16 protein-coding genes and 1 pseudogene are annotated in these 26213 nt (G+C 75.2%); 3 read left to right on the forward strand and 14 right to left on the reverse strand.

Annotated features, from left to right (window positions below; genetic code table 11):
- Positions 1–60: 60 nt before the first annotated feature.
- The 13 genes and pseudogenes from fxsT (Sru02f_RS31505) to Sru02f_RS31565 all read right to left on the reverse strand — a co-directional run bounded on the left by fxsT (Sru02f_RS31505) (position 61) and on the right by Sru02f_RS31565 (position 22686).
- Positions 61–3507, reverse strand: coding sequence for an FxSxx-COOH system tetratricopeptide repeat protein (gene fxsT / locus Sru02f_RS31505; RefSeq protein WP_109033385.1), 3447 nt, complete (start codon positions 3505–3507; stop codon positions 61–63).
- Positions 3504–4826, reverse strand: a complete 1323-nt coding sequence (locus Sru02f_RS31510; protein WP_244941906.1) for a CHAT domain-containing protein — start codon at positions 4824–4826, stop codon at positions 3504–3506. The genes fxsT (Sru02f_RS31505) and Sru02f_RS31510 overlap by 4 nt, the downstream gene beginning before the upstream one ends.
- Complete coding sequence (locus Sru02f_RS31515) at positions 4819–6795, reverse strand: magnesium chelatase (RefSeq protein ID WP_109033384.1); 1977 nt, start codon at positions 6793–6795, stop codon at positions 4819–4821. The genes Sru02f_RS31510 and Sru02f_RS31515 overlap by 8 nt, the downstream gene beginning before the upstream one ends.
- A 5-nt stretch (positions 6796–6800) precedes the next feature.
- A complete protein-coding gene (locus tag Sru02f_RS31520; protein WP_244941905.1) occupies positions 6801–7742 on the reverse strand; it encodes an AAA family ATPase in 942 nt (313 codons plus the stop codon).
- A complete protein-coding gene (locus tag Sru02f_RS31525) occupies positions 7739–8146 on the reverse strand; it encodes a CU044_2847 family protein (protein WP_244941904.1) in 408 nt (135 codons plus the stop codon). Before Sru02f_RS31525 ends, Sru02f_RS31520 begins: the two co-directional genes overlap by 4 nt.
- Before the next feature lie 149 nt (positions 8147–8295).
- Entirely contained in the window at positions 8296–11319 is a 3024-nt protein-coding gene (fxsT, locus tag Sru02f_RS31530) for an FxSxx-COOH system tetratricopeptide repeat protein (protein WP_109033383.1), read from the reverse strand.
- 128 nt (positions 11320–11447) lie between these two features.
- Positions 11448–13109 (reverse strand): aKG-HExxH-type peptide beta-hydroxylase, encoded by a 1662-nt coding sequence (locus Sru02f_RS31535; RefSeq protein WP_109033382.1) that lies wholly within the window; start codon positions 13107–13109, stop codon positions 11448–11450.
- Between the two features lie 626 nt (positions 13110–13735).
- Positions 13736–14905: pseudogene (locus Sru02f_RS31540) on the reverse strand (FxsB family cyclophane-forming radical SAM/SPASM peptide maturase); the annotation flags it as partial.
- A 183-nt stretch (positions 14906–15088) separates the two neighbouring features.
- Positions 15089–15283 carry an FxSxx-COOH cyclophane-containing RiPP peptide gene (gene fxsA / locus Sru02f_RS31545; RefSeq protein ID WP_003973697.1) on the reverse strand — a complete coding sequence of 65 codons (195 nt, stop codon included), beginning with the start codon at positions 15281–15283 and terminating at the stop codon, positions 15089–15091.
- Positions 15284–15318: 35 nt separating this feature from the next.
- On the reverse strand, positions 15319–18507 hold the full coding sequence (locus Sru02f_RS31550) for an SAV_2336 N-terminal domain-related protein (protein ID WP_373103628.1): 3189 nt from the start codon (positions 18505–18507) through the stop codon (positions 15319–15321).
- 222 nt (positions 18508–18729) lie between these two features.
- Entirely contained in the window at positions 18730–19752 is a 1023-nt protein-coding gene (locus tag Sru02f_RS31555) for an AAA family ATPase (protein ID WP_109033380.1), read from the reverse strand.
- Positions 19753–19921: 169 nt separating this feature from the next.
- Complete coding sequence (locus tag Sru02f_RS31560) at positions 19922–22219, reverse strand: VMAP-C domain-containing protein (protein ID WP_373103630.1); 2298 nt, start codon at positions 22217–22219, stop codon at positions 19922–19924.
- Positions 22216–22686, reverse strand: a complete 471-nt coding sequence (locus Sru02f_RS31565; protein WP_109033378.1) for a CU044_2847 family protein — start codon at positions 22684–22686, stop codon at positions 22216–22218. The genes Sru02f_RS31560 and Sru02f_RS31565 overlap by 4 nt, the downstream gene beginning before the upstream one ends.
- A gap of 179 nt (positions 22687–22865) precedes the next feature.
- On the opposite strand from Sru02f_RS31565, the gene Sru02f_RS31570 reads away from it, so the two are divergent.
- The gene (locus tag Sru02f_RS31570; RefSeq protein WP_014176503.1) at positions 22866–23048 is read left to right on the forward strand and encodes a DUF6104 family protein; all 183 of its coding nucleotides are present in this window, start codon (positions 22866–22868) and stop codon (positions 23046–23048) included.
- Between the two features lie 150 nt (positions 23049–23198).
- Here Sru02f_RS31570 and Sru02f_RS31575 read toward each other — a convergent pair whose 3' ends face one another.
- Complete coding sequence (locus tag Sru02f_RS31575; protein WP_109033377.1) at positions 23199–24044, reverse strand: hypothetical protein; 846 nt, start codon at positions 24042–24044, stop codon at positions 23199–23201.
- A 137-nt stretch (positions 24045–24181) separates the two neighbouring features.
- Between Sru02f_RS31575 and Sru02f_RS31580 the strand changes: the two genes are divergently transcribed.
- Together Sru02f_RS31580 and Sru02f_RS31585 are read left to right on the forward strand one after the other, a co-directional pair.
- Positions 24182–25132: a DUF4097 family beta strand repeat-containing protein gene (locus tag Sru02f_RS31580; protein WP_159107559.1), complete on the forward strand. Its 951-nt coding sequence runs from the start codon at positions 24182–24184 to the stop codon at positions 25130–25132.
- Between the two features lies 1 nt (position 25133).
- Positions 25134–26204: a PadR family transcriptional regulator gene (locus tag Sru02f_RS31585; protein WP_109033375.1), complete on the forward strand. Its 1071-nt coding sequence runs from the start codon at positions 25134–25136 to the stop codon at positions 26202–26204.
- Positions 26205–26213: the final 9 nt, after the last annotated feature.

The following is a 26213-nucleotide window of genomic DNA, read 5'->3' on the forward strand; positions in this document are numbered from 1 at the left end:
CGGCTCCGGAACTCCCCGGGGCCGGGCCCTTCGGCGTCCCCGGCGCACGCGGGCGCCCGGTCAGGTGCGCTGGGGTTCGAAGTCCCAGAACGGAGCACGCCGGGCACGGGCGGACAGGGTGCGCGGGTGCTGGGGGCCGAGGACGGCGACCAGCCCTTCCAGGGCCCGACTCTGCACCGCGTCGGCCTGCCCGCGCCGCCCCCGCACGCGCAGTCCGGCCGCGAGGGTCACGCCCGCGAAGAGGGTGAACGGATGGGTGGGACCGAGGACGCGCGCCGCCGTGTCGGCCGTGTCCCGGCTCAGGGTGAGGGCACGCTCCGCGTCTCCGGCGTCCCCGTGCAGGATCGCCGCGTTGAGCGCGCAGCCCAGCGTCCAGGGGTGGTCGTGCCCCACGGCGGCGTCCATGTCGGCCAGCGCGGCGGCGGCGAGGGCAGGTGCGCGGTCGTGCTCGCCCGCCCGGTGCAGCAGCAGGGCGTGGTTGGCGCGGGCGCCCGCGGCGTAGGGGTGACCGGCGGTGAGCGTCTCCTCGTAGCGGCCGACGACGCGCTCGCTCAGTGCCCGGGCCGGGCCGAGGTCTCCCTGCTCCCGGGCGAGGCAGCTCCGGCCGGCGAGGAGCATCAGCACCAGCGGGTCGCTGTCGCCGAGCACCCGCTCCGCCAGCTCCAGTGCCCGGCCGACGTGGTGGACCGCCGCGTCCGTGTCGCCCACGGCGTGGTGGCACAGCGCGAGGTTGTGCGCGGCGAGCAGGGTCTGCCGGTGGTGGGCGCCCAGCGTCTCGCGCACCAGCCGCCAGTTGGCGTCCTGCCTCGACAGGGCCTCCTCGTGGCGGCCGAGCAGCCGGAGGTCGACGGCGCACGTCGTGTCCGAACTCAGCGTCCACGGGTGCCGGTCCCCGAGCAGCCGGCGGCGCTCCCGGAGGGTGGGCAGGTCGACGCTCAAGGCGTCCTCGTAGCGGCCCAGCAGCCGCAGCGAGACGGCCACGTTGTTCCGTGCGTTCAGGGTGCGGGTGTCCTGGTCGCCGAGGAGTTCGCGGTACGTGCCGTGCACCCGCCGCGAGATGTCCAGGGCCTCCGCGTAGTGCCCGAGGCCGCGCAGGTCCGCGGCCAGTCCGCCGAGGGCCCGCAACAGGTCGGGGTCGCGTTCCCCCCGCTGCTCGCTCAGGTGCCGGACGGCCGCCCGCTCGATCTCCATCGTGCGGTGGAAGTCTCCGGCGGCGCGCAGCAGGTTGGCGTAGTGGTAGGTCAGTTCCCAGACGAGGGGGTGCTGGTCGCCGAGGAGCGAACGCCAGATCCGGGTGGCATGGCCGCCGAGCCGGACGCCCGGTCCGTACTCGCCCGACAGGTACAGGTAGCGCAGGCAGTCGAGGACCAGCGTCTGCACGGCCTCTTCGGTGGTCGCGAGGACGTCGGCGTACTTGAGGTGCGGCACGATCTCGGCGTACCTGGGCCACTGTTCGGGGGCCGCCGGCCGGCCGCGCCCGGCCGCGGCCAGGGCCCGCCGTACGACGTCGACGAGTTCGCGCCGGACCTCTTCCGGCATGGCCTTGCGCGCCATCTGGTGCACGACCCGGTGCACGTACAGGTTCTCGCGCTCCGGTTCCGCCGGGTCCGGTTCCACCCGGACGAGGGAGTGCCTGCGCAGGTGGCCGAGGGCCCGGTCCCAGCGCCGGGGGTCGCTCAGCAGTCCGGCCACGGAGTCGGGCAGCCCGTCGTGCGGCATGCTCCGCAGCAGGTGGACGGGGACGAGGCCCGGGGCGAAGAAGGTGCACAGCCGGAGCAGGACGACGGACTCCGGGGCTCTCTCGCGCAGTTCGGCCAGCAGGATCGACCAGGCCGTCCGGAAGGCCGGCGGGAAGTCCTCCGCCGCGTTCCGCGCGTCGCCCTCGGTGCCGTCGCCGTCCGCCAGCAGGACCAGGTACTCGTCGACCGAGCGGTCCGAGTCGTTCAGCCAGCCCACCGTCTGGGCGAGCAGCAGCGGCAGGTCGCCTAGGGCCTCGGCGAGCCGGTCGGCCTCGGCCGGTGTCGGACCGGGCGCGCGACGGCGGATGAAGGCGATCGACTCGTCCCGGGTGTACACGGGGACCTCCAGCAGCCCGCTGCCGTGGCGGCTCCACTCCGGGTTACGCGAGGAGACCAGGACGTGTCCCGGGCCGGTCGGCACCAGGTCCTCGATCTCCTCGGGCTCGTCGGCACCGTCCAGGACCAGCAGCCACCGGGAGCAGGGCTCGCCGCGGCGCAGCGCGTCCCGCACCGCGCGCAGCCGCTCCCCGTACTCCTGACCGGTCCGCAGGCCCAGTCTGGGGGCGAGGTCGGCCAGTTGGCGGCGGCAGTCGGCCCGGTCCTGCGCGTTGACCCACCAGACCACGTCGTACTCGGGGCCGAGCCGGTGCGCGTACTCGGCGGCGAGCTGCGTCTTGCCCACCCCGGACATGCCGTGCAGCGTCAGCATTCCGGTGCCCGGCCGCGCACCGCCCAGCAGGTCGTGGATCTCGTCCAGCAGGGCCTCACGGCCGGTGAAACGGGTGTTGCGACGCGGCACGGCGCCCCACACGCCCGGCGCGTCCGCCGGAAACCGCGGCCCGGTCCCGGCCTCGGCGTCCTCGGTGACCGGCTCGGTCGGCAGGCCGAGACGCTCCAGCAGGTGCCGCTCGGCCTCCTCGGAGCGCAGGCCGTGGAGGGCGACGGGCGCCAGCAGGGAGACCTCCGAGGGGAGCGTGGCCCCGGTGACCGACACGGCCGCGAACCGGTCCGGGTCGGGGGCGACGACCTCACGCAGGACCGCGTTCCACTCCTCGTACGAGTGCGTGCCGTCGCCGAAGTAGGGGGTGTTCAGGACGAGCAGGGCCCGCCCGGGCGCGAGGGTCAGGTCGCGCAGCAGGGCCGCCGGGGGGACCTCGGCCGGGGAACCCCGGCGCAGCGGCACCACCCGCACCCCGCGCCGCTCCAGCCGGTCCCCGATCCAGGCCGCCCAGGCCCGGTCGAGACCGGCGAAGCTGATCGTGACCGTCTGCCGGTCCGGGTCGGGACGCACGGTGGCCGGGGACGGGCGGGGCAGGGGCGTCCGGGGGACGTTCGGCGGCGTCGGGCCGCCCCGGGCCGGTGCGGCCGCGGCGCCGGTGGCCGCGTGGATCTCGCAGCGCAGCTCCGCCTTGCGGACCGGCACGCCCCACTGGTTGCTGACGGTCAGCCAGAGCGAAGCGGGCCCGAGGTCCGTGCCCGCGGAGACCCGGAACCGTGCGGGTCCGTAGGTGCCGCCGAAGCGGTGCAGGACGACGTTCGGTTCGCCCAGGGCGGAGCAGTCCAGGTGCGGGGCGCCGTCCAGGGTGACGGTGAAGGTGAACTCCTCCTCGGGGTGGGGCCACTGGGCAGGCCCGCCGTCCGCGGAGGGGAGCGGGCCGCGCAGATCGACGGTGACGAGGTAGTCGGCGCCCGCCTCCGCCTGCCGGGGCCACGCGACGACGGGCTCGATCAGCAGCGGTTGCCCGGCCGGCCGTCCGGCGGCGCTCACCGGCCGCCTCCCCCCTCGGTGCCGAGCGCGTCCACCGCGGTGAGCCGCAGCGCCGTCCCCGGATGCCCGTAGTAGTGGAACATGAACGCGTACAGGAGCCGCAGTACCCGTTTCTGGCCGACGACGTCGACCTGTCCGTCATCGTTGCGGACCCGGGGCAGCTCCGCCAGGGACCCGAACTCCTCCAGGGCCCGCACCCGGAAGTCCCGCAGCGTCCGCACCACCGGGCGGCGGGGCTGCTCGGCCACCTCGCGCACCAGGCGCCGCGCCATCGCCCGGGCTTCCAGGTCACCGACCTTCCCGGAGCTGACGATGCAGCCGCCCGCGCCCTTGCGCAGGAACAGCTCCGCGAATCCGCGCAGCGCCTCCTCCCCCTGGGCCCGGTTGTCCACGAACCGGCCGGAGTCGCAGGCGTTGAGGCAGACCAGCGAGCCGTCCCGGCGCAGCACCGACATCGGCTCGCCGTTCAGCTCGGCCCAGGTGCGATCACCGAGTGTGAGGCCCGGCACGGCCTCGCCGTAGGTGCCGTGACAGCCCAGGTAGACCAGTCCGGTGCGGTCGTCCTGGCTGTCGAGGTCTCTGAGGAAGGGCGTCATGCGCGGGTGCAGCCGGTGCGCGTACGAGGTGAAGACACGGCCGTCGTCCGCCATGTCCTGGTGGAGGTAGCCGAGCACCCGGCCGTGGCAGTCCCCGGTCTCGGCGGGCAGGCCGCCCTGACTGAGATCGCGCACGGTGGTCCAGCGGGCCACGGCGACCAGCGCCCCCAGCGGGCCGCCCGCCAGGCCGACCCCGGCGTCCCCGGGCAGCAGGAGCAGCTCCCAGGGCAGGTCGTATCCGGTGTCGTCCCACACGACCAGCCGCAGGTGGTCGCCGTGCCGGGCACGGATCCGGTTGATCCAGCCGGCGAGTTCGTACTGGTTGTCCGACCACAGGCGGATGCCCCGCAGCACCTCCGAGGGGTAGTGCCCGTCGCCGTCCTGCCGCAGCCGGGCGAGGCTGACGGCGGGAGCGGGCCGGCGGGTGGGTCCGGCCGCGCAGTTCACCGACAGGTCGCCGCACCAGCCCTGCAGCCGGTAGCCCGGCAGTCCGTCGGCCCCGTCCGCGCGCAGGACGCGCAGCACGGCGAAACCGTCCTCCAGGCGTGCGCCGGGCCGTGCGTCCGTGCCGCCGAGTCCGGCGGGCGGCTCCTGGGCGCGGCGCAGGTTCAGCACCGAAGCGGCGGGACGGCGGGCCACGGCCTTCAGTCCCGGCAGGGCCGCCCGGAGTCCGGCGGTGCCGTTGCCCGGGAGCCTGCGGGTCCCGCGGCCGGGATCACTCACCGGTGGCCTCCGCCCCGGGCGCGTGGCGCCCGTCGACGACGATCGCCCCGAGCCGGTCGGCGAGGACGTACGGCAGGTCGCCGTACGGTTCCCGGCCCGGGTCGACGACCGCCACGTGCAGCCGGGTCCGGTCCATGGCTCCGATCCGGGCGGCGGCCTCCACCGCGTCCTCGACCCCCGAGGCGGCCACCGGGCCGGCGAACCGTCCGGTGTGGCTGGCCTGCAACGGGACGTTGCCACGGCCGTCGGTCACCACCACCAGCCACGCCTCCGCCGGCCCGGTGCCCTGCCGGCGCAGCAGCCGGCGCAGCGTGTGCGCCGCGAGTTCGACTCCGTGGGCGAGGGGCGTCGCCCGGCCTGCCCGCCGGTTCAGCGCGCCCGGCACCCGGGGGTCCAGGACGCTGCGGGCCGTGAAGGACCCCGCGCGCAGCTCGTCGGCCGCGTCCGCCGCGCCGACCTCGATCACCTGCACCCCGGCCCGGCTCGTGTACGCCCACTGCAGGAAGGGGGCGAGGACCTCGGGCCGGTTCCCGTCCCCGGTGCCGCCCCGGCAGGTGTGGTCCAGGAGCAGTACCAGGACCCGCTCGGGGGCGGCGGCGCGCACGTTGCTGTGCAGATCGACGGGGGCGACGGTGAACCGCTCGGTGCCCCGGGCCCGTTGGTGCACGGCGGCCTCGCGCACCGTGCGGACGTGGGCGATGTCCCGCAGGTCCGTGGCGCGCCGGGTGCCGATCACGGTGCCCCGGGTGGAGACCGGCCCGGTGGTGCGCCGCCGGGGACCGCTCAGCGGCACGGCGTCCCGCGCCGCGGCCGGCTCGTCCTCCGGGTAGGGGCTCCCCTCGGCCGCGGAGGGCGCGGCTCCGGCCGCAGTGCCGATTCCCTCGGCGGGTCCGGTGTCCAACAGCCCCCGGTCGCCCTCGCGCGTCCGGAGTCGTCCGTCCCCGCCGGCGGCGCGACGTTCCCGGAGGGTGCCGGGCGGCCCCGTCGGTTCCGGCGCCGGACCGGACGGCGCCGGGTCGCTCTCCGGGCGGCCCGGCGCGCTCCGAGGCACGGCCACCCCGATGAGCCGGGCCGCGGTGTCGCTGTCGTCGGCCGAGGCCGACGGGCGGCCGTGCAGCGCCGCCAAGGTGCGGGCGAGCCGCAGGAGGGCCAGCTCCCGGCGGACGCCGGCGTCGGGCCCGAGCAGCTCCCGTGCCCGGACGATCGCCGCGTCGCCTACGGGCACGGGCCGGATGCCTCCTTCGGCCGCCGAACGCCAGGCGGCCGGGAGCCCCGCGAACAGTTCCTCGCGCGCCTCCCCCTCGCCCGCCACCCCCACCTGCGGTCCCGGTCCTGGTTCCGCGAGTGCCTCGCGCACACCGGGCAGCCGCAGCCCCGCCGCCGACAGCCGTACGGCGAACCGGTCCAGCAGGTGCCGGCTGACCCGTCCCACGTCGGCGCTGCGGCAGACGGCCAGCCAGCGGGCCCGGGGCCGGACCGTCCGGCGCGGTCCACCGCGTTCGACGGTCACGACGTCGGCGCCGAGCAGCTGCACCGCGGCGCGCATCCCGGCGACGCTCAGCCGCGCGAGGTCGGGCACCACGACCAACGGCGGCGCTCCGTCGGCGTCGTCCCCCTCGGTCAGGGGGCCGGGCTCGGTGCGGACGGTGATGCCGTGCTCGCCGCCGCGGATCCTGGTACGGGTCCACAGGTCCTCGTCCCGGTCCGAGGCACCCAGTACGAGCGGCGGGCGCGCCGGTTCGGCGGCTCCGGCGAGGACGGCGCCGAACAGCCGGGCGACCGGGTCGACGAGCCGGGGATCCAGGTCGAGGAGCAGGACCCCGGAGAGGGCCGGATCGGCCGCCGCGCAGACCAGTGCGAGACCGAGCCGCTGCGCCGGGTCGTCGAGCGGGGCCGCTCCGGTGCGGGCGGTGCCGCTCTCCGGCGGTGGGTCGGGCGACGTGGGCGGGAGGGGCGGGACGGATGCCATCTCGGTCAGACCTCGAAGAGGTCCTGGAGGCGGGCCTCGTCGTCCGGCTCCCAGTCGAAGGTGTCGCCGTGCACCGCTTCCGGCCGCCGGTGCCGCAGGGCCATCGGCAGGATCCGCCGCAGATGCCCGGGGGTCACCCGGTCCGCGTCCTCCAGGGCCGCGAGTGCCCGGGCCGCCAGCACGGCCACGATCTCCCCCCGCTGGCCCACCGCCTCGGTCCGTTCCGCGGCCCGGGCACACAGCTCCAGGATCTGGTCGGGGACATCGACGTCACGCACCCGGCGCCGGGCGGCCGTCAGCCGGTCCCGGGTGCGCGCGTCGTCCCGCCGGGCGGCGGAGAGCCACGCGGAGTCCTCGCGCCCGAGTTCCTGCTCGAAGTCGAGCACGGTGCGCAGCAGCCGGTGCCGCTCCGTCGCGTCCAGGGTCTCGGCGGTGACCATCAGCCCGAAGCGGTCCAGCAGTTGGGGCCGCAGCCCGCCCTCTTCCGGGTTCATGGTGCCGACCAGCCCGAACGACAGGTACTTGGCGGTGTCCAGCCCCTCGCGCTGCACGGACAGGACGCCGGTGGCGGCGACGTCCAGGATGATGTCCACGAGGTGGTCGTCGAGGAGGTTGACCTCGTCGACGTAGAGCAGGCCCTTGTCCGCCGCGTCCTCCAGCAGCCCGGGTTGCGGCCGGGGCTCGCCGCGGATGAGCGCGTCCAGGTCCCAGCCGCCGACGACGCGGTCGTCGGTGGCGTTGATGGGCAGGGTGACCGGCAGCTCGCCGTGGGCCATCAGCGCGAAGGCCCGTACGAGGGTCGACTTGGCGGTGCCGCGCGGTCCGGCCATCAGCACGCCGCCGATGCGGGGGACGACGTGGTGGAGCTCCAGCGCCAGCTTGAGCTCGTCCTGGGCGACGACCCGGGAGTACGGCAGGATGCGCGGCCCCGGCACCGCGCCGCTCACGAACCGGCCCCGTCCGCCGCGCCGGTCCCCTGGCCGTCGGGAGCGGCTGCGGTGGAGGAAGCGGGGGCGGTCTGCCAGCGGAGCGTGATCTGGAGCTGGGCCTCGGCCCCGCTCCTGACGAGGGTGGCCACCCCGGCGTCGATCTTGATGGCGAGCTGCATCTCGATCTCGTCCGGCCGCAGCCCCTCCTGCAGCTCGCCGAAGCGCCGTACGGCCTGGGCGGCGCATCTGCGGGCGAGGTCCAGCCCGTCGGTGTAGACGTCCCGGGCCACCCGGACGACCCGCTGTCCGGCGCCGTCCCGGGTCTCCTCGTCGCCGAAGACGAGGTCGAGCCCGCCTGCGGCGGACGGGTCGAGGTGCGCGTCGACCTCGACCGGTATGGGCCCGTCCGCGCCTTCCGGCACGGGTCCCAATAAGATCACCACACGCTCCCCCTGGCCCAACTCGTGTGTGTTACAGGTGTGTTGAGTGGACCCCTGTTCTTCCCCGGGGCGCGGGGGGTTATGCGCCCCGGGGCAACGAACGTGACCGACCGGCCCCGTCCTTCGCGCCGTCAGGTGGTCTGGGGCTCGAAGTCCCAGTACGGACGGTTGCGGGAACGGGCGGAGACGGTGTGCGTGTGCTTGCTGCCCAGCGTCGCGTCGAGGTCGGACAGTGCCTCCTGCTCGACCTTCTCCGCCTGCCGGCGGTCCCGCAGGCCGCGCAGGTCCGCCGCGTACGCGATACGGGTCGACAGCGTGAGCGGATGCGTCCGCCCGAGCGACTCGATGGCCCGCGCCGCCGTGTCCCGGCTGAGTTCCGCGGCCCCCTCGGTGTCGCCCACCAGGTTCCGCAGCGCGGAGGCGTTCAGGGCGCAGCCGATTGTCCAGGGGTGGCTCTCGCCGACCGCCTGTGTCATCTCGGCCAGCGCCTGTTCGACGAGGACGTGGCCGTGCTCGCGTTCGCCGACGTTGCGCAGGATCAGTGCCTGGTTGGCGCGGGCCCCGGCGATGAACGGGTGCCCGGCGGGAAGCATCATCTCGTAACGGGCGACGACTGCCTCGCTGAGCTCGCGGGCCTGGTCGATGTCGCCGTGTTCGCGGGCGTAGCAGCTCTGGCCGGTCGCGAAGATCAGCGTGAGCGGATGTGTCTCGCCCAGTACACGTTCTCCGCGCTCCAGAACACTGCTCAGCATCGTCCCCGGCTCCTCGCCGCCAGGTGCCCGCTCGCCGAGGCGGTACCGGCACAGCGCCAGGTTGTACTCGGCCTTGAGGGTCTGCGGGTTGTCCGGGCCCATCACGATGCGGTTCTCGCGCACGTTCTTCGCCTGGAGGGACTCGGCGTCGGCGTAGCGGCCCAGCAGGCGAAGGTCGATGGCGTACGTGATCTCGGAGCTGAGCGCCCACGGATGGCGGGCGCGCAGCAGTTGGCGACGCGCCTCCATGGTGCTGCGGTCGGTCTCCAGCGTCTCCTCGTAGCGGCCGAGCAGGCGCAGGGAGACACCCAGGTTGTTCTGCGCGTTCAGGGTCCTGGAGTCCTGGTCGCCGAGGAGTTCGCGGTAGGCCGCCAGGACCCACTGGGAGAGTTCCAGGGCCTCGTCGTAGCGGGCCAGGCCGCGCAGGTCGCCGCCCAGGCCCGCGGCGGCGCGCAGGTGGTCGAGGTCCTGCGGTCCGCGTTCCTCCCTGAGGTGCTCGACCGCGTCGCGGCTGAGGGCCTCGGTGCGCGCGTAGTCGCCCATGGCGCGCAGCAGGTTGGTGTAGTGGTAGGTCAGCTCCCAGATCCGCGCGTGGGTCGGACCGAGCAGGCGGCGCCAGGCGGTGAGGGCCCGCTCGCCGAGCTTGATGCCGGCCCGGTACTCGCCGGAGAAGTACATGTAGCGCAGGCAGTTCAGGACCATGCGCTGGACCTTCGTGTCCTTGCTCTTGAGGACGTCCGCGTACTTCAGGTGCGGCACGATCTCCGCGTAGCCCGGCCACAGCCGGGTTTCGGTCGGCCGGCCCGGATCGGCCGCGGCGAGGGCCCGCCGCACGACGTCGATGAACTCGCTCCGGTCGGCGTCCGGCATGTCCTTGTGCACGATCTGGTGGACCATGCGGTGCAGGTAGAGCGATTCCCCGGCGGACACCGGTTCGTCGAGGGACGCCTCGTGGGACTCCAGCCGGACCACCGAGTAGGTGCGCAGCTGGTTGATCGCCTTGTTCCACAGCAGCGGGTCGTTGAGCAGTCCGGCGAGCTGCTCGGGCAGCTCGTCGACGGGCATTTCCTTAAGCAGTCGTACGGGGATGAACCCCGGCGCGAAGAAGGTGCACAGGCGCAGGAGGTCGACGGACTCCGGGACGGTCTCCCGGAGTTTGTTCAGCAGTATCGACCAGGCGGTCTGGAAGGCCAGCGGGAAGTCCGCCGACACCTTCACCACATCGCTGTCGATACCGCCCTCCAGCAGGGCGATGTACTCGTCGACCGACAGGTCGGAGTCGTTCAGCCAGCCCGCCGTCTGGTCGAGCAGCAGCGGCAGGTCGCCCAGCGCCTCGGCCAGTTGGTCGGCGTCCGCCTCCGACAGGCGGGGGGCGCGGCGGCGGATGAACGCCACCGACTCGTCGCGGGGATAGACCCGGACTTCGAGCAGCTTGCTGTTGTGCTCGCTCCACTCGGGGTTGCGCGAGGTGACGATGACGTGTCCGGGGCCGGTCGGCAGCAGGTCCCAGATCTGGTCCGGCTCGTCCGCCCCGTCGAGGACCAGCAACCACCTCGAGTAGGGCTCCCCGCGACGGAGCGCGTCGCGTACGGCGCGCAGCCGCTCGCCGTACTCCTGACCGGTCCGCAGGTTCAGTTTCGGGGCCAGCTCGGCCAGTTGCCGCCGGTAGGTGACGCGCTTCTCCGCGTTCACCCACCAGACCACGTCGTACTCGGACCCGAAACGGTGTGCGTACTCGGCGGCGAACTGGGTCTTGCCCACCCCGGACATGCCGTGCAGGGTCAGCACGCCGGCGCCTGACTCGGCGCTCTGGAGCAGGTGGTAGGCCTCGTTGAACAGCGGCTCGCGGCCGGTGAAGCGGGTGTTGCGCCGCGGCACCACCCCCCACACGTCCGGCATCGCCGCCGGGAACCGCGGCGCGCGCCGGGACTCCACCGAGGTCTCGGCGAGCGCCTCGGACGGCAGGTCGAGCCGGTCCAGCAGGCGGCGCTCCGCCTCCTCGGCGCCCATGTTGGTCAGGGCGACCGGTGCCAGTACGGCCGCGGCGGCCGGGACCGCCGCCGTGGTGACCGACACGGCCGCGAACCGGGAGGGGTCGGGGGCGACGATCTCACGCAGGGCCGCGTTCCACTCCTCGTGGGTACGCGGTCCGAGCTGGAAGTACCACTCGCTGACGATGATGAGGACCCGGCCCTCGGCGAGCGTCAGGTCGCGCAGCAGGTCCACCAGCGGGACGTCGGCCGGGGAGTCCCAGCGCAGGGGCACCACCCGTACGCCACGCCGCTCCAGCCGGTCCCCGATCCAGGCCGCCCAGGCGCGGTTGAAGCCCGCGAAGTGGATCGTGACCGTCTGCCTGGCGGTCCCCCTCTCGGCCGTCTCGACCGGCTTGCGAGCTCCAGACATGCAGTGGCCTCCAGCACGTAGTACCGCAAAATCCTAGGACCCCGGAGCGTCGCGCGTAAGTCCGCCGACCGACGGCAACACCCCCTGTACGGACGATCTTTCCGTACCCGGCCGCCGCGCGTGGGCATTCATCCGTTAGAGGGCGGGAGCGCGGAGGCGTGACGCCGGGTCCACAGTGTGCGCGCGGCGGCCACGTACGCCTGCGCGCGTGCGACGTGGCCCCTGGGCGCGGGGTGTTCCGCCATCCGTTCGTGGGTGGCGGCCATCTCGTCGACGAACCGGCGTCCCCGCACGGTGAGGTCGGGCGAGCCGACGAGGGCGGGCAGGGCGGCCCCGACCTGGGCGCGGTAGCGCGCGTGCTGGGCCCACGCCCAGTCCCGGTCCGGCAGCCCGCCGACGAGTGCCCGGCGCTGGTGGAACGCGGCCAGCGCGAGGTGCGAGTACGTGCCCTGGAGCAGGCCGTCGTAGGGCCGGGGATCGGCGCGCCAGGGGGCGAAGTACCGCGCCGCGGGACCCGCTCGGTGCAGGGTCACCAGGTCGCTGAGGGCGGCGAGCTTGGCGTGCTGCAACTCGTGGACGAGGGTGGCGGCGAGGGTCACGGGGTCGGGCGGGGTGCTGCTGAGGAGGGCGCCGAACGCCTCCCGGCGGGTGGCGCTGCAACTTCCGCGGCCGGTGCCGACGTCGGGCGGCGTCTCCAGCGGGACGAGGCAGCGCAGCAGCGCGCCCGCTTCGGCGAGGCGTTGCGCACCGCCCGCGCGGAGCGCGAGGGCCGTGCCGGACCAGGCCTGGAGCCACCGTTTGCGTTCCGCGTCGTCGAGGGCGAGCGGTGTGCGCAGGTCGCCGTGGCCGGGGCCGTCGGGCAGCTCGCGGTACGGGTCGAGGTCGTCCAGCGGCAGGGGCGGTGCCGTCGGGGTGAGGCCGGGGAGCGCGTGGGCGGGCGTCCAGGCGAGGGCGCCGGACCAGGCGCCGACGCCGCTCTCCAGGTGGACGGTCACGTCGGGGGCGTCGGCCTGGCGCAGGACCAGCCGGCCTTCGGTGCAGGTGACGTCGACGGGTACGTCACCGGACCGGGCCGTGTGCAGGGCGCCGAGCGAGGGGAGGGCGAGGATTCCGGCGCGGGCGGTGAGCCGGGTGCTGAACGGGATGCCGGCACCGGCGGCGACCACCGCGGCGATCGCGCTGAAGTGCGCGAGGTCGCGCCGCAGCCGCCGCTCCCGCTCGCCGCCCGCCGGCCCCGGGGCGGCGTCGAGGCCACGCAGACAGGAGCGCGCCCAGGGGCCGGTGAGGGGATGGAACAGGCGGGCGCGCGCCGGGTTCGCGAACCGCGCGTCGCCACCGGCCGGGGCCGCACCGGCTCCCGCCCGGCTGGGCCACGCACGGGGCGGGGTTTCGCCGGCGGCCCGGGTACCCCACGCACCGGGCGGGGCGTCGGCCACGGCGCTCGTACCCCGCGCACCGGGCGGGGTGTCGGCGGCCTGGGTACTCCACGCACCGGGCAGGGCCTCGCGGTCGCTGCGCGTTGCCGCGCGGCCGGGCGGGTGCTCCGAGGTCGGCGCACCCGGCGCCGGGAGCCGGTCCGCCTCGGTCAGCAGTGCCCAGTCCGCGCGCAGCCTCGCCTTCTGCGCGGCGGAGCAGACGGACCGCTCCGCCCCCTCGGCCGCGTCGAGCACCGCACGCAGCAGGAGCAGCCGTCGCGTGTCCTGGTCCCGCACGAGGAGCGTCAGGGTGTCGGATCCACCCTCGGTCCGGGCGAGTTCGAGAAGGGCCCGCTCGGGAACGACTGGAAACATCACGAAGCGCCCCCTCCGGCCGGGCCCGTCCCGGCGGCAGCCGAACCACTGACAACCGGCCACACCGAGGCCGCGCCCGCCGACGCGGGACCGGCCGAGGCGCCCGAACCGGCCGACACCGGCCCAGCGGGCGCTGGAGCGGGCGCTGGAGCGGCCACCGCCGGTCCGGCTGGCGCCGGTCCGACGGCGGAGGAACCAGCCGGCGCCGGTCCGGCGGCCGACGGACCGACCGGCGCCGGACCGGCGACGGACGGGCCAACCGGCACCAGGCCGGTCGCCGACGAACCAGCCGAGGCCGGCCCGGATTGCGCCGGGCCGCCGGTGGCGGCGGAACCGGCCGGCGCTGGACCGATCGCCATCGGACCGGCCGACGCCGGGCCGATGGCGTACGGTCCGGCCGACGCCGGGGCGACGGCAGACGGCCCGGACGAGGCCGGGGCCGTCGCGGACGGGCCAGTGGCCGCCGGACCGTTCGCGGGCAGACCGTTCGCGGAGGGACTGCTCTGCGGCAGGCCGATCGTCGCGGCCGCACCGCTCTCCGGCGGGCCAGTCGCGGCCGTACCGTTCTCCGGCAGGCCGGTCGCGACCGTACCGTTCTCCGGTAGGCCGGTCGCGACCTGGTCGCCCGGAGCCGGTCCCCCCGTCGCGGCGGTGAGCCGCGAGGACACGTGGCGGATGAAGCGCTGGAGGTCCGCGCAGTACACGGACGGGTTCCGGAAGCCGTGCCCGGCGCGGTAGCGGTGCGCGTAGTGCCCGCCCCCGCAGACCCGCAGCAGCGGGCAGGCCCGGCACTCCCCCGCGAGCGACGCGGGGCCGGCCTGCCGGGCGGCGACACCCGGGTGCCGCAGCGCGTCGTCGAAGGTGTGGCGGAACACGTCGAGGCCGGTGCGCGCGGCGCCGGGATACGCCGACTTGAGGGAGTCGACCTGCTCGATCGACCCGTCGGTCTCCACCACGACCGCGTCGAACGGCGCGAGCCCCAGCGCCTCGGTGGCCGCGGGCAGACCCAGCAGGAGCGCCACGCACTCCTCGAAGAGCCGTACCCGGACTTCCCGCCGCCCGGCGGCCCACCAGCGGTCGAAGACGGCGCACAGCCAGTCGCCGTACCGGACGCCGGTCCGGCCCGGCGGCGGCGCGGTCCAGTTGCCGTGCGGCAGCAGCAGGTCCAGCGCGGGCGGGCGCAGGCCGAGCAGCGACTCGTACGTCTCGACCGGGTCCAGCGTCGGGTCGACGACGGTCAGCAGCCCCGCGTACGACTCGGGGAAGCGCTCGGCGACCAGGCGGGCTCCCCGTGCCGCGGCGGGCCAGGACGGGCGGCCCGCGTGGTCCACCCGCCGTCGGTTGTGGGCGGCGGTGCCTCCGTCGAGGCTGATGCCGACGCGGATGCCGGCGTCGGCGAGTACGGCGAGGCGTTCCTCGGTCAGCAGGGTGGCGTTGGTCTGCACGGTGGCGTGGACCTGACACCCTCGCGGAACCAGCTCCCGCACCCGCCCGGTGACCTCGGCGAGCGGGCCGGCCCCCGCGAGCAGCGGTTCACCCCCGTGCAGAACCAGGGCGAGGTCGCGCAGCGCGTGCCGGTCGGCGTGCTCGGCGATGCGGGTGGCGGTGCGGTCCAGGACGGCGGCGGAGGCGGCGGCGGGACGGTCGCGCCAACTGCCGTCGGGGCCTTCGTAGAGGTAGCAGTAGGTGCACGCGAGATTGCAGCGGCCGTGCATCTTGACGATGAACTGCCGAAAGGGAAAGGGTCCTTCGGTACCGGTCCGCCGACCGGGTACGACCGGGGCCGGATCGGTCATGGCCTGTTCCGACACTCCAGCACCCCCCATGCCGTGACGGTCCGCCGGCGTCGCCGCGAGTCGGCGCCACGGCACCGTGCCGCACGAAGCCGCATTCCCGGCGCGGCGGGTGCCCGAAACTCGGCGCCGCGAAAGTTGTCCTGTTCACATGTCTTCATGCGCCCGGATGACCGCGGCCGCCGGTCAGAAGGAGTTGTCGAAGCCCCACAGCATCTCACTCGGCTCCGCGGCCCGCGCCCGCAGTTCCCCCAGCACCTCGCGCAGCACCGGATGTTCGACGGTGCCCAGCTGTGCGAGGTCCAGTTCCAGCAGGTCCGGCAGTGGCTCCCCGGCGCCCGCAGTCGCCTGCTCCGCCCCGGCCTCGTCCCGTATGTCCATGCCCCGTTCCTCTCCTCCGCTCCGCTGTTCCGCCCTCACTCCAGGTCGGCGAGCCGCTGTGCCGTCTGCCGTGCGGTCGGTTCCCCCGTGGCCAGCCGGTCGTCCGGCAACCGGTCCCACTGCGCCCGCGCCGCCGCGTAGGCCTCCCGGGCCGCGCGGGGCCGCACGGCCGCCTCGAAGGACATACCCCGCCAGTGGTGCGCCTGCGCGGCGAGCTCCACGGCTTCTTGGCGCCGACGCTCGGTTTCGGCCTCCTCCTCGGCTCGGCGGGCCGACTCGGCGGCCGCCCGGAAGGCCTCGACCGCCACGTCCAGCCGCGCCGCGCGGCCCAGGCTCTGGAACGCCTCGAACTGGGCCTGCCCGAGCTCCAGTCGGCAGCGTGCCGCCAGCAACGGGTCATCCGCGTCGGCCGCGGCGAGCCCGAAGAGATGCTCCGCCTCCCGGAGGTCGACCCGGTCGCCGCGCGCCTGGTACCGGACCATGAGCGCCTGTCCGAGGAGCAGCAGCCGGTGGGCGACGCGCCGGCTGCCCGCCGGGGTCTCCATCCGGCAGTCCCGCAGCACCCGTATGGCGCGGGACAGCTGGTCCTGGCGCCGGTCGGCGGGCTCCAGCGTGGCCAGCCGGAGCAGTACGCCGCCCCACTCGGCGAGCACGTCCGCGTGCGCGGGCGCGTCCCGGGACATCCAGTGCGCCGCCTGTGCGAACCGGTCGGCGGCCCGGTGCAGTTCGGGCGGCTCCCCCGACTCGGCGTAGCGTGCGACGGCCACCCGCCCGGCGCGGACCAGCAGCGCCGCGCGCTGCCCCTGCTCGCGGACCCGGCCGAGGGCCTCGTCGGTCCTGGCCTGGGCCTCGTCCAGTGGTCCGCCCGCCGACAGCAGCGCGTCGACGAGGTCGATCAGCACCCGGACCCGGTCACGGACGGACTCGTTGGTGTCCGGTGCCGGGCCGGACACCAGCCCCCGGCGCAGCGACCGCGCCGACTGCTCCGCGTACAGCCGGACCTGGACCGGGTCCGCCGTCACCTCCGACAGGCGCAGCAGGGTGCGGCCGTGGGCCAGCAGCAGCTCCGAGGGGCGGTCGCCGCGGTCGGGCCAGGCGTCGGCGAACGCCTCCAGCATGCCGACGGCACTCTGCAGGAGGGCGCTGTCGCCGCCCAGGCGCCACTGGGTCTCCAGGGAGGCGACCCGTTCCAGGGTGAGCCGCAGCGCCTCCCCCTCGTCCAGGCCGGGTGCCGCGCAGGCGACCGCGTACTCCCGGTCGGCGCGCCGCAGCAGGTCGAGTGCGCCGGACCGGTCTCCGCGGCGTCGCGCGTCGGTGGCGGCGGCGTGCAGTACGCGTGCGAGGACGGCGCGCTCGCGCAGGGCGTGCGGCGACGCGGCGGCCCGTTCGGCGGCCCGGGTGGCCTGCCGCAGCAGCGCGGCACCGCCCTGCACCTCCCACAGCCGCAGGGTGCAGCGCGCGTACTCGCCCCACAGCTCGGGGTCGGCGCCGGGCGGCTGTTCCTGCTCCGTGGCGCCGCGCAGCAGCTGCACGGCGTCGATGACGTCCTGGACCATGCCCTCGCCGTCGAACCGGGCGAGCAGGGCGCGCGCCCGGACGACCGCCCGGTGCGTGGGCCGCTCCGCGGTGACCTGCGGGCCGGTGCGGCTGTCGTACGTCGCGAACTGCTCGGGCAACGGCATGAACCGCTCCAGGATCCGGGCCGCGACCTCCGCGAAGGGCTGCGGGACCGGGACGGTCCCGGCGTCGCCGCCGTTCTCGCCCGGGTACCCGGGCTCGGCTCCGGAGGGCAGCGGGTGCGGGTGTCCGGGGCCGCCGTCGCCGAGCTGGGCCAGCGCGAGGGCCGGGAAGTTGGGTCCGCCCTTGCCGAAGTGCTGTTCGATGTACTCCGAGCAGTGCTTGAGGACCAGCATGGCCTCGTCCCGCCCGAGCCGGGACAGCAGGGCCTCGCGCACCTCGGGGTCGATGTCGTACCACTGGGAGCCGTCGCCGCCCTGGTCCGCGCGGGCCCGGGTGACCAGGCCGCCGACCAGGACCTCGGCGAGTTCGGACGGGCCGGACCCGGGCAGCATCGTCCGCTGGACCAGCTGCATCACCGGGAGGCAGAGCGGGGTCGCCGCGAGGTAGACGGCCAGGCGCGCGGCGGCCGGGGACGCCCCGGCGCTGAACCGGCTGACCCGCTCCAGCGGTGTGCGGCGGCGGTCCGGGCGGGCGGCCGCGGCGGCCGGGTGGTCGGCACGCACCCAGCCCACGGCGCCGGGCACCGGACCGGCACCGGCCAGCAGCCGTGCCCACGACCCGAGGGCCACCGGCTCCGGCGGCAGCACGGGGACGGCCAGCGCACCGCGGCGGGCCTCGGCGGCGCCGGAGGCCGTGCGCACCCGCAGCACGGCGCCGCCGCCCAGGGTGTCGCCGCGCGACAGTCCACCGAAGGTGACGGGCAGCCGGGTGCGGTTCCACATCCGCTGCGGCAGCGGCTGGAGCACGACGACGGGGCCCTGCCGGGACAGGTGGTGGAGCAGCCGGTGGGCGTGGCCGCCGTGCCACAGCGGGCCTGCGCAGTCGCTGACCAGGACGACGATCCGGCGTCCGGTCGGATCGCTGAGCCGGTCGGCGGCGTGCAGCGGCGCACCGTACGGGTCGGCGCTGCGGCTGACCGCCGGGCCCCCGTCCGGCCCCTGGTGCAGATGGCTGACCTGGACGTCCGAGAAGGCTCCCAGCCGGCTGAAGATCTGGGCCAGTTCGGCGAACAGCCGGCCCCACACGCGCATCGAGGAGGAGGCGTCCAGCACCAGTTGCAACCGGGCGTCCCGGCGGGACAGGTACCGGCGGACGGGCAGGATCAGTCCGCCGGCCCGGGCGCTCACCTCCGCGGTGGCGACCTCGTCGAGTTCGGACCGCAGGGGCGTGGCCGGGCTGCGGTACCCCTGCAAGGGGCGCAGGGCTCGCTGGAGTTCGAGCGGCGCGGGCAGCACGGGGGCGGCGGGCACACCCACCGGCAGTGCGCGGGCCGGGTCGGCGCCGTGCGCACCGGGCCCGTCGCCGGGGGCAGCGGATAGAGGGCCACGCGGCGGGCGGCCGGAGCGGCGGGCGGCTCGGGCGCGGACGGCCGGGTCGGGTCCGGTGGCCGTGACACGGGCCCGGCGGGCTGCCGGACCACCGCGGGCGCCACGCGGGCGTCCGGGGCGGGCGGAGCGTCCGTGGCGTCGGCGGAGCGGATCCACCGGGCCAGCCAGAGCGCGTCGCAGAGCTGCTCGGCGTCCGGATCCCGGCCGATCTCCCGCAGCCTCAGGACGAGTCGGGCGAGCGGGTCGTCGGTGGGCACGGCGGCGCGCCCTGCCTCGGAACCCTCGCCGCCGGAGCCGCCGGAGCCGCCGGAGCCGCCGGGGGTGCCGGGGGTGCCGCGGTGGCCGGGACCGTGGCGCGCCGTCTCGTCGGGCATCGCGTCACCTCGGGCGATCGAGCCGCTGGATGAGCAGGTCGGCCAAGCGGTCGCGGCTGGGCGTGGCGGCGGCGTCGGTGAGGTATATCGCGTTGAGCAACTGGTCCGTGGCCAGCAGCTCGCTGCGGGACCGCTCCAGGAACCGCGTGACGAGGTCGTCGCCCGCGCGTGCCGCCTCGTCGCCCAGGTGGGCCCGTACGAAGGTGGCGAGCCGCTGGTGGTCGGGGCGGCCCAGCTCCAGGTGGATGCAGCGCCGCATCAGCGGGGCCGGGAAGTCGCGTTCGCCGTTGCTGGTGAGCACCACGAACGGGAAGGCGCGGCAGCGCACGCGGCCGTCGCGCACCGGCACCTTCACGCCGTCCGCGGTGAGCACCTCGGCCGTGCGGTCCGGCAGCCGGTCCGCGACGCGTTCCAGCTCGGGGATGGCGAACTCGCCCTCCTCCAGTACGTTCAGGAGGTCGTTGGGCAGGTCGATGTCGCTCTTGTCCAGCTCGTCGATGAGCAGGACGCGCGGCTTGTCGGAGGGCAGCAGCGCGGTGCCGAGGGGACCGAGCCGGATGTACCCGCCGATGCCGTCGACCGCGCCCGGCGTCCCGGACCCCGGGCCGTTGTCCGCCTGCGCGGCGATCTGCACGTCCTGCAGCCGGGCGATGGCGTCGTAGTGGTAGAGGCCGTCCTGGAGTTCGGAGCGGCTGACGATGGACCAGCGCAGCACGTTGCCCAGGCCCAGTTCGTAGGCCACCGAGTGGGCCAGGGTGCTCTTGCCCGCGCCGGGGCTGCCGGTGACGAGGAGCGGCCGGCGCAGGTACAGCGCGGCGTTGATCATCTCGAGTTCCTCGGCGCCCGGCCGGTGCAGCTCGGCCAGGTGCCGGTGGGCGCCGAGCCTGCGGTCCTCGGACCCGTCGCCGGAACCCGCCGCGTCCCGGCTCGTGAAGTCCCGCCACGGGGGCGGGTCGGGAAGGCGGTCGATGCCGTCGTGGGGTTCGCCCGCGCCCCGGTAGATGAGCCACTCGCTGGATTCGCTCATGATCCAATCCTCGTCGTCACTCGTCCGGGGGGCGCTGTCGTCGTGGGGCGTCCATCACGGTATCGATCCTGAACGGGACTGGTAAGAGGCACATCGCTCAAGGGGTGCCTCGTCAGGGGGAGTTGAAACGCCAGGGCGCGCGGTCCACGCGGACCCGCGCGGGCCGCGGTCAAGGTGCCTCCAGCAGATCGCCCGCTCCGGGCAGGGGCTGGTGCGGGTCGTCGTACAGCAGCGCTATGCCGTGCGCCCAGAAGGTCTCCGGCCGGCCCGATCGCAGTCTGTGGCGCAGGTCGCGCACCGCCTCGGGCAGTCGGTGGGCTCCGGCCGGGCCCGCGATCTGGTCCAGGGTGCCGCGGTGGAACTCGCCGCAGACCGTCTCCGGCAGCCCGTACCCACGGCGCCACAGCGCCACGCCGAAGCCGCCGCGCACGAGCCGGGCGAGCCCCTCCGCGTCGCCCTCGGCGCCGTGCGCGTCGAAGCGGCACAGCACCGGAACCGTGCCGTGCGACAGGCCCCGCAACTCCTCGACGGGCGGCACCGGTTTGCGCAGCCCGTCGTCGCAGTCCAGGACCGCGGCCGTCACCGGGTGGGCGTGCAGCCAGCGCCAGCGGGCTCTGCGTTCCTCGTCGATGTCCAGGCGGTGGTCACCGCCCGGAGCGGCCGCCGGCCGCACGCCGCCTCCGTCGTTCCCACGGCTCCGGCCGATTCCGCCGCCTTCACCGTGCTCGCCGTACGCGCCGTGTCCGGGTCCGGGGGATGCGCCGTGTCCGGAGTACGCCCCGTATCCGGAGTTCTCGCCGTACTCGGGATTCCCGCCGTGCTCCGGGTTCCCGCCGTACTCCGGGTTCTCGCCGTTCTCGGTCAGCTGGTCGCGGTCGGAGCAGCGCAGGACGACCGGGCGCTGTGTGCCGAGTCGCTCGTCCTCGGGGCCGAGCCGCCATTCGTCCACGTCGAGTGCCAGCAGCGAGTGCTCCGTCGCCACCTGCAGCACCGCCGGCCGGCCCGGCGTGTCGCACTGCCGGAACGCCTCCTTCAGGGGTGCCGACAGATGGGTGGGGAGGTCGGCCAGCGGGACGCGCTGGACCTCCTTGAGCCGGTTCGCCTCCCCGTCGGAGCGCACGACGAAGACCGACCAGTCGCAGCGGTCCGGCTCCCAGCCCCGCCGCACGATCTCCACCAGCACGGACGACTGCCCGGCCGCAGGCCCTTGCGGACCTCCGGCGGGCGCCCCACGCGGCCCGGCGGCCGGGCCCGGGGCGAGCCGGCGCGCCGTCATCCTGGCCATCCGCCGTTCGACGAGGGCGCTCCGGCGGCCGGGGCCGAGCCGCTGGGCGGCCTGCCAGACGCCGGCCCACAGGGCCTCCTCGGCGGCCGGCGTACTGGGCGCGAGGAACGGGCGGTCCGCGGTCATGGCGTGCACCGCGTAGTCGAGCACCAGGTAGAGGGCGCCGTCGTCGCGCGCGTACTCGTACAGGGCACCGAGTCCGTCGCGCCAGCCGCGCGGGGCGGGCAGCGGAGCCGGTGCCTCGAAGTCCTGAAGGGATTCGAGGAGGTCCAGCAGGGAACGGGTGCTGGCCGGCGGCGGCAGGTCCGCCAGCCGTCCGAGCAACTGGACGCGCTCGTCGGGGCTCAGCGTCTGACCGGGCCGGGCCCCGAGCTGGCCCTGCACGTCGGCCCAGGTGTGACGGCGCGCGTCCGGATGGCGCTGCCGGTCGCGGTGGTAGCGGTCGTGGGCGTGCACCACCGCCTGGTACAGGTCGTCGGGTTCGCTCTTCAGCTCTCCGGCGGGCACGGGCAGCGTCCGCAGTTGTTCGAGCCCGGTGGAGGTGCCCCCGCGCGCGTGGTCGGAGCGCGACTTCAGTACGCCGATGACCTCGCCGCGCTCCGGATCGATCACGGGGCCGCCGGAGACGCCGTACGGGAGGTCGTTGTCCCCCAGCCGCATCTGGACGTCCGCGTTCCAGCCGCCGATCGTGCCCTGCACGGTGAGGGTGCCGTCGAGCATCCTCAGCCGTCCGTCGACCACCGTCCAGCCCGCGTACAGGACCTGGCCCTCGCCGAAGTAGGCCGCCGGGCGCTCGGAGAGGTACACGCACTCGTGGTCGACGGGCTCGCTCAGCCGCACGAGCGCGAGGTCGGGGGCGGGCCAGTTCCCGGGCAGGGATCCGGCGCCCTCGGGAAGGGCCGCCGCCACGTGGCCCGAGACCGCGGACATGCCGCGGCCCGGTGCGGGCTCGTACACCACCACGACCTCGCCCCCCTCACCGCCGCATGCCACGTGTGCGCAGGTCAGAACCCAGCTCGGGGCGACGAAGTAGCCACTGCCGAGGAACGTCCCGGGTTCGTCGAGGGCATACCCGGCGTCCGGCCGATGAATGCGAACGGTCGCCGCCATGACGAGGCCACGCAGCGCACGGCGGGCCGCGTCCCGGGCCCCCGGTGCGCCGGGGGCGCGTCCCTGCGTCATGCCCCGCTCCCGGAAGCGGCGGCACCGCTCCCGCCGTGCTCCGGGGCGCGGGCGGACGCGTCCGCGGTGGCGTCGGGGGGCTCACCACCCGGGGCGCGCGTGTCGGGCGCGGACGGATCCGGCGGGCCGCCGTTCCAGGTGAGGGTGACCGAGATGCCCGCCTTGGCCTCGCCGTCGGCGAGGAGGCCCACGACCTTGCCTGCCTTGGCCGTCAACTCGATGCCGAACTGGACGCTCACCTCGTCCGGCCGCACCGAGCGCAGCGGTTCCGCCAGCGAGCGGGCGACACCGGTCACGAGCGCGTTCAGGCTCTCCACGCTCGCTTCGATCCGCTCGGTGAAGCCGGTGTCGCTGTACGACAGCTGTCCGGCCGGTGCCGGCAGCTCGGCCGCGCCCGAGATCCGGGCCCAGACCGGTGTCCCGTCCGGCAGCACGATGCGCGTGACGCGCGTCGCTTCCTGTCCCATGCCATTCCCCCGTCCCCGCGCCCCTCGACGGCCCCGGAAGGCACGGCCCCGTGGGCGCCTATCCTTGTGCTGTCTTCTTCACAACTGACGGAAAGACCCCATCTCTCCACCCTGCAGGCACAGGTTTCTTCCCGCCCGGGAGGCTCTCAACCCTGCAAAGACCCGACGGAGCACGATCCATGTACTTCACCGACCGCGGCATCGAGGAGCTGGAGAAGCGGCGCGGCGAGGAGGAGATCACCTTCGAGTGGCTCGCCGAGCAGCTGCGCACGTTCGTCGACCTGAACCCGGACTTCGAAGTCCCGGTGGAGCGCCTGGCCACCTGGCTGGCACGGCTGGACGACGAGGACGAGGACGAGTAGGGACGCGGGGAGCAGGCGCCTGCGCGGGCGGCGGGCGGCGGGCGGCGACGCACGAGCATGGGCACGGGCGGAAACGTCGAGGCGCACCCCGGGCTGTCGGACCTGACCGGACCGAGCTGTCGGACCTGACCGGACCGTCGCGGCGGATCGTCAGGTGTGCTTGGAGAGCCCGTAGGCCGCGCCGAGCGCACCGTGCCCGACGAGCAGGGCCCCTGCCGCGGTCCAGCCGCCGCTGCGGCGCCGCAGACCCCAGACGGTGAGCGGCAGGCCCGTCGCCACCTGGGCCACGGCCAGGACGCGGGCGCCCGGACCGCCCGTCCAGGGCATCCAGGCGGCCAGGGGGCTCTCGTCGACGGTCGGGCGGCGTCCGGCGGCCTCGGTCCGGCGCACCCCGGGCAGGGCGCGGGCGGCCGCGCCGAGGCGGGCGGCGCCTTCCCCGGGCTCGAGCCCTGCGGGGAGGGCGATTCCCCCGCGCGCGAGCACCGCCAACAGCCCCCGCAGCCTGGCCCGGGCACCGGCCCCGGCCCCGGCCCCGGCCCCGAACGCGTGCTCGGCCTCTGGGTCGGCCCGGGTCAGCCGGTCCAGCGACTCCACGTCCAGGACCGGGTCCAGGCCCAGCCGGGCGGCGAAGGTGCGCATCGCCTCGTCCTCGCCGGCCGGTGTGCCGTTGGCCAGCCACACGTAGCCCACCGGGCGGCGGAATCCGGACGCGAGGACGTATCCGGCCCGGTCGGCGTCCCACCACAGGGCGAGTACGGGCCAGGGGGCGCCGACGGCGAGCGCCGCGGCCCAGCCGGCGACGACCCGGTCGACCGGTTCGCGCCCGTCCCGCCAGGGCCCGCCCTCCGGCACCAGCGCGCTCCACCGCGCACCGGCCCGGACCAGCGGCATCCGTTCGCCCAGCAGCGGGGCGACCACGGCGACGGAATCCGGCTCGGCCCGGCAGAGCAGCAGGGCGCCGGGAGCGAGAGCGGAAACCGACTCTTCCGTCGACATATCGACAAGATAGGGCACAGCGCCCCATTCGGCCGATCGTTGATCACCAGAACGGGTGTCTTGACTTTCCATGCCCGCGATATATCGTGAATTGCGAGGGACGCGATATGGCGCGTTCGGTCGAGGAGGTCTGCACCATGTCCGAGTGGTCCGTCGCGGAGCCCAGGAAGCTCACCTTCGACGAGTCCGTGAGCCGGCTCCACGTACGCGTGGTCGGCGGAACGGTGAACGTGGTGGGCACGGACGAAGGTTCCGCCCGTCTGGAGGTGTCCGAGATCGAGGGGCCCCCGCTGATCGTGACCCACCGGGACGGCGTCCTCACGGTGGCCTACGAGGACCTGCCCTGGAAGGGCTTCCTGAAGTGGCTGGACCGCAAGGGCTGGCGACGCAGTGCGGTGGTGTCCCTGGCGGTGCCGACCGGCACCCGCGTGGAGGTGGGGGCGGTCAGCGCCGCGGCCGTGGTCTCGGGTCTCGACGGACCCGCCGAGGTCAAGGGCGTGTCCGGGGACACCACTCTGGTGAGCCTCGCGGGCCCCGTCCGCGCCGACACCGTCTCGGGGAACGTGGAGGCGCAGGCCCTCACCGGCGACCTCCGCTTCAACTCTGTCTCCGGCGACCTGACGGTGGTGGAGGCGGGCTCCTCCGTGCGGGCCGACTCGGTCAGCGGTTCGATGATCGTCGACCTGGACCCGGCCGGAGGCCCCACCGACATCAGCCTGAACAGCGTCTCGGGCGAGATCGCCATCCGGCTGCCCCAGCCGGCCGACGCCCGGGTCGAGGCGAACACGGCCAGCGGCATGGTCAGCAGCGCCTTCGAGGACCTCCGGGTCGGCGGCCAGTGGGGGGCCAAGCGCATCACCGGACGGCTCGGCGCGGGCAACGGCCGGCTGAAGGCCACCACGGTCTCCGGCTCGATCGCCCTGCTCCGCCGTCCGGCGACGGAGGACGCCCCGTGGGAGCGGGAGCCGGAGGAATCCGGCCCGACGGGCACCGCACGGCACGACTCGGGGGACAATTCCGCTTCCGTCCGGGACCAGGGCGCCACCGACGCCCCTTCCGACGGCACGACCGACAAGAAGGTGCTCTGACATGCCCCCCGTCTTCGCCCACGGCCGCCTCCGCCTCTACCTCCTCAAGCTTTTGGACGAGGCCCCGCGCCACGGTTACGAGGTGATCCGGCTCCTGGAGGAACGCTTCCAGGGCCTGTACGCCCCGTCCGCGGGCACGGTGTACCCCCGCCTGGCCAAGCTGGAGGCGGAGGGCCTGGTCACCCACACCACCGAGGGCGGCCGCAAGGTGTACGCCATCACGGACGCCGGTCGCGCCGAGCTGGCCGACCGCAGCGGCGAGCTGGCCGACCTGGAGCTGGAGATCCGCGAGTCCGTCGCCGAGCTGGCCGCCGAGATCCGGGCCGACGTGCGGGGCGCGGCCGGCGATCTGCGGCGGGAGATGCGGGCCGCGGCCACGGCGGCCCGCCGGGGCACCTCAGGGGCGCATGACGAGGGGGACGGCTCCACCTCCGCTGCCGGGGAAGGCGACGAGAAGGAGGCCTGGCGGGCCGCCAAGGAGGAGATGCGGCGGGTCAAGCAGGAGTGGAAGGAGCAGGCCCGCCGCGCCAAGGACGAGAGCCGCCGCGCCCGCGACGAGGCACAGCGGGCCCGGCACCAGGCCAAGGAGGCCCAGGAGCGGGCCCGGGCCCAGGCGCAGGAGGAGGTCCAGCGCATCGCCCAGCGCGTGCAGGAACAGGTGCAGGACCACTTCTCGCGCGGCGACTGGCCGACGGGACTGCGTGAGGGCCTGAGCGAACTGGCCAAGGAGGTCGGCGACTTCGGGAAGGAGTTCGGCAAGGACTGGGGCTTCGGACGCACCGACACCGGGAGCCCCGCCTCGCGCGCGGAGCGTTCTCCGGGCCCCGAGTACTCCGTCACCCCCGAGGACTTCCCCGCCGGATACACGCCGAGCTGGGCCCACGAGGACGCCGCGGAATCCACCGGTGACCCGGCGCGCGACCTGGACCGGCTGCTCGACCGCTTCCGGGACGACATCCGCGACGCCGCCCGGGACCACGGAGTGACGTCCGACCAGTTGCGCGACACCCGCCGCCGGCTGTCGGAGGCAGCGGCGCACATCGGGGCGATCCTGCGTACGCCGAAGGCCTGAGCGCGGCAC

The organism is Streptomyces rubrogriseus, assembly GCF_027947575.1.
GTDB lineage: Bacteria > Actinomycetota > Actinomycetes > Streptomycetales > Streptomycetaceae > Streptomyces > Streptomyces rubrogriseus.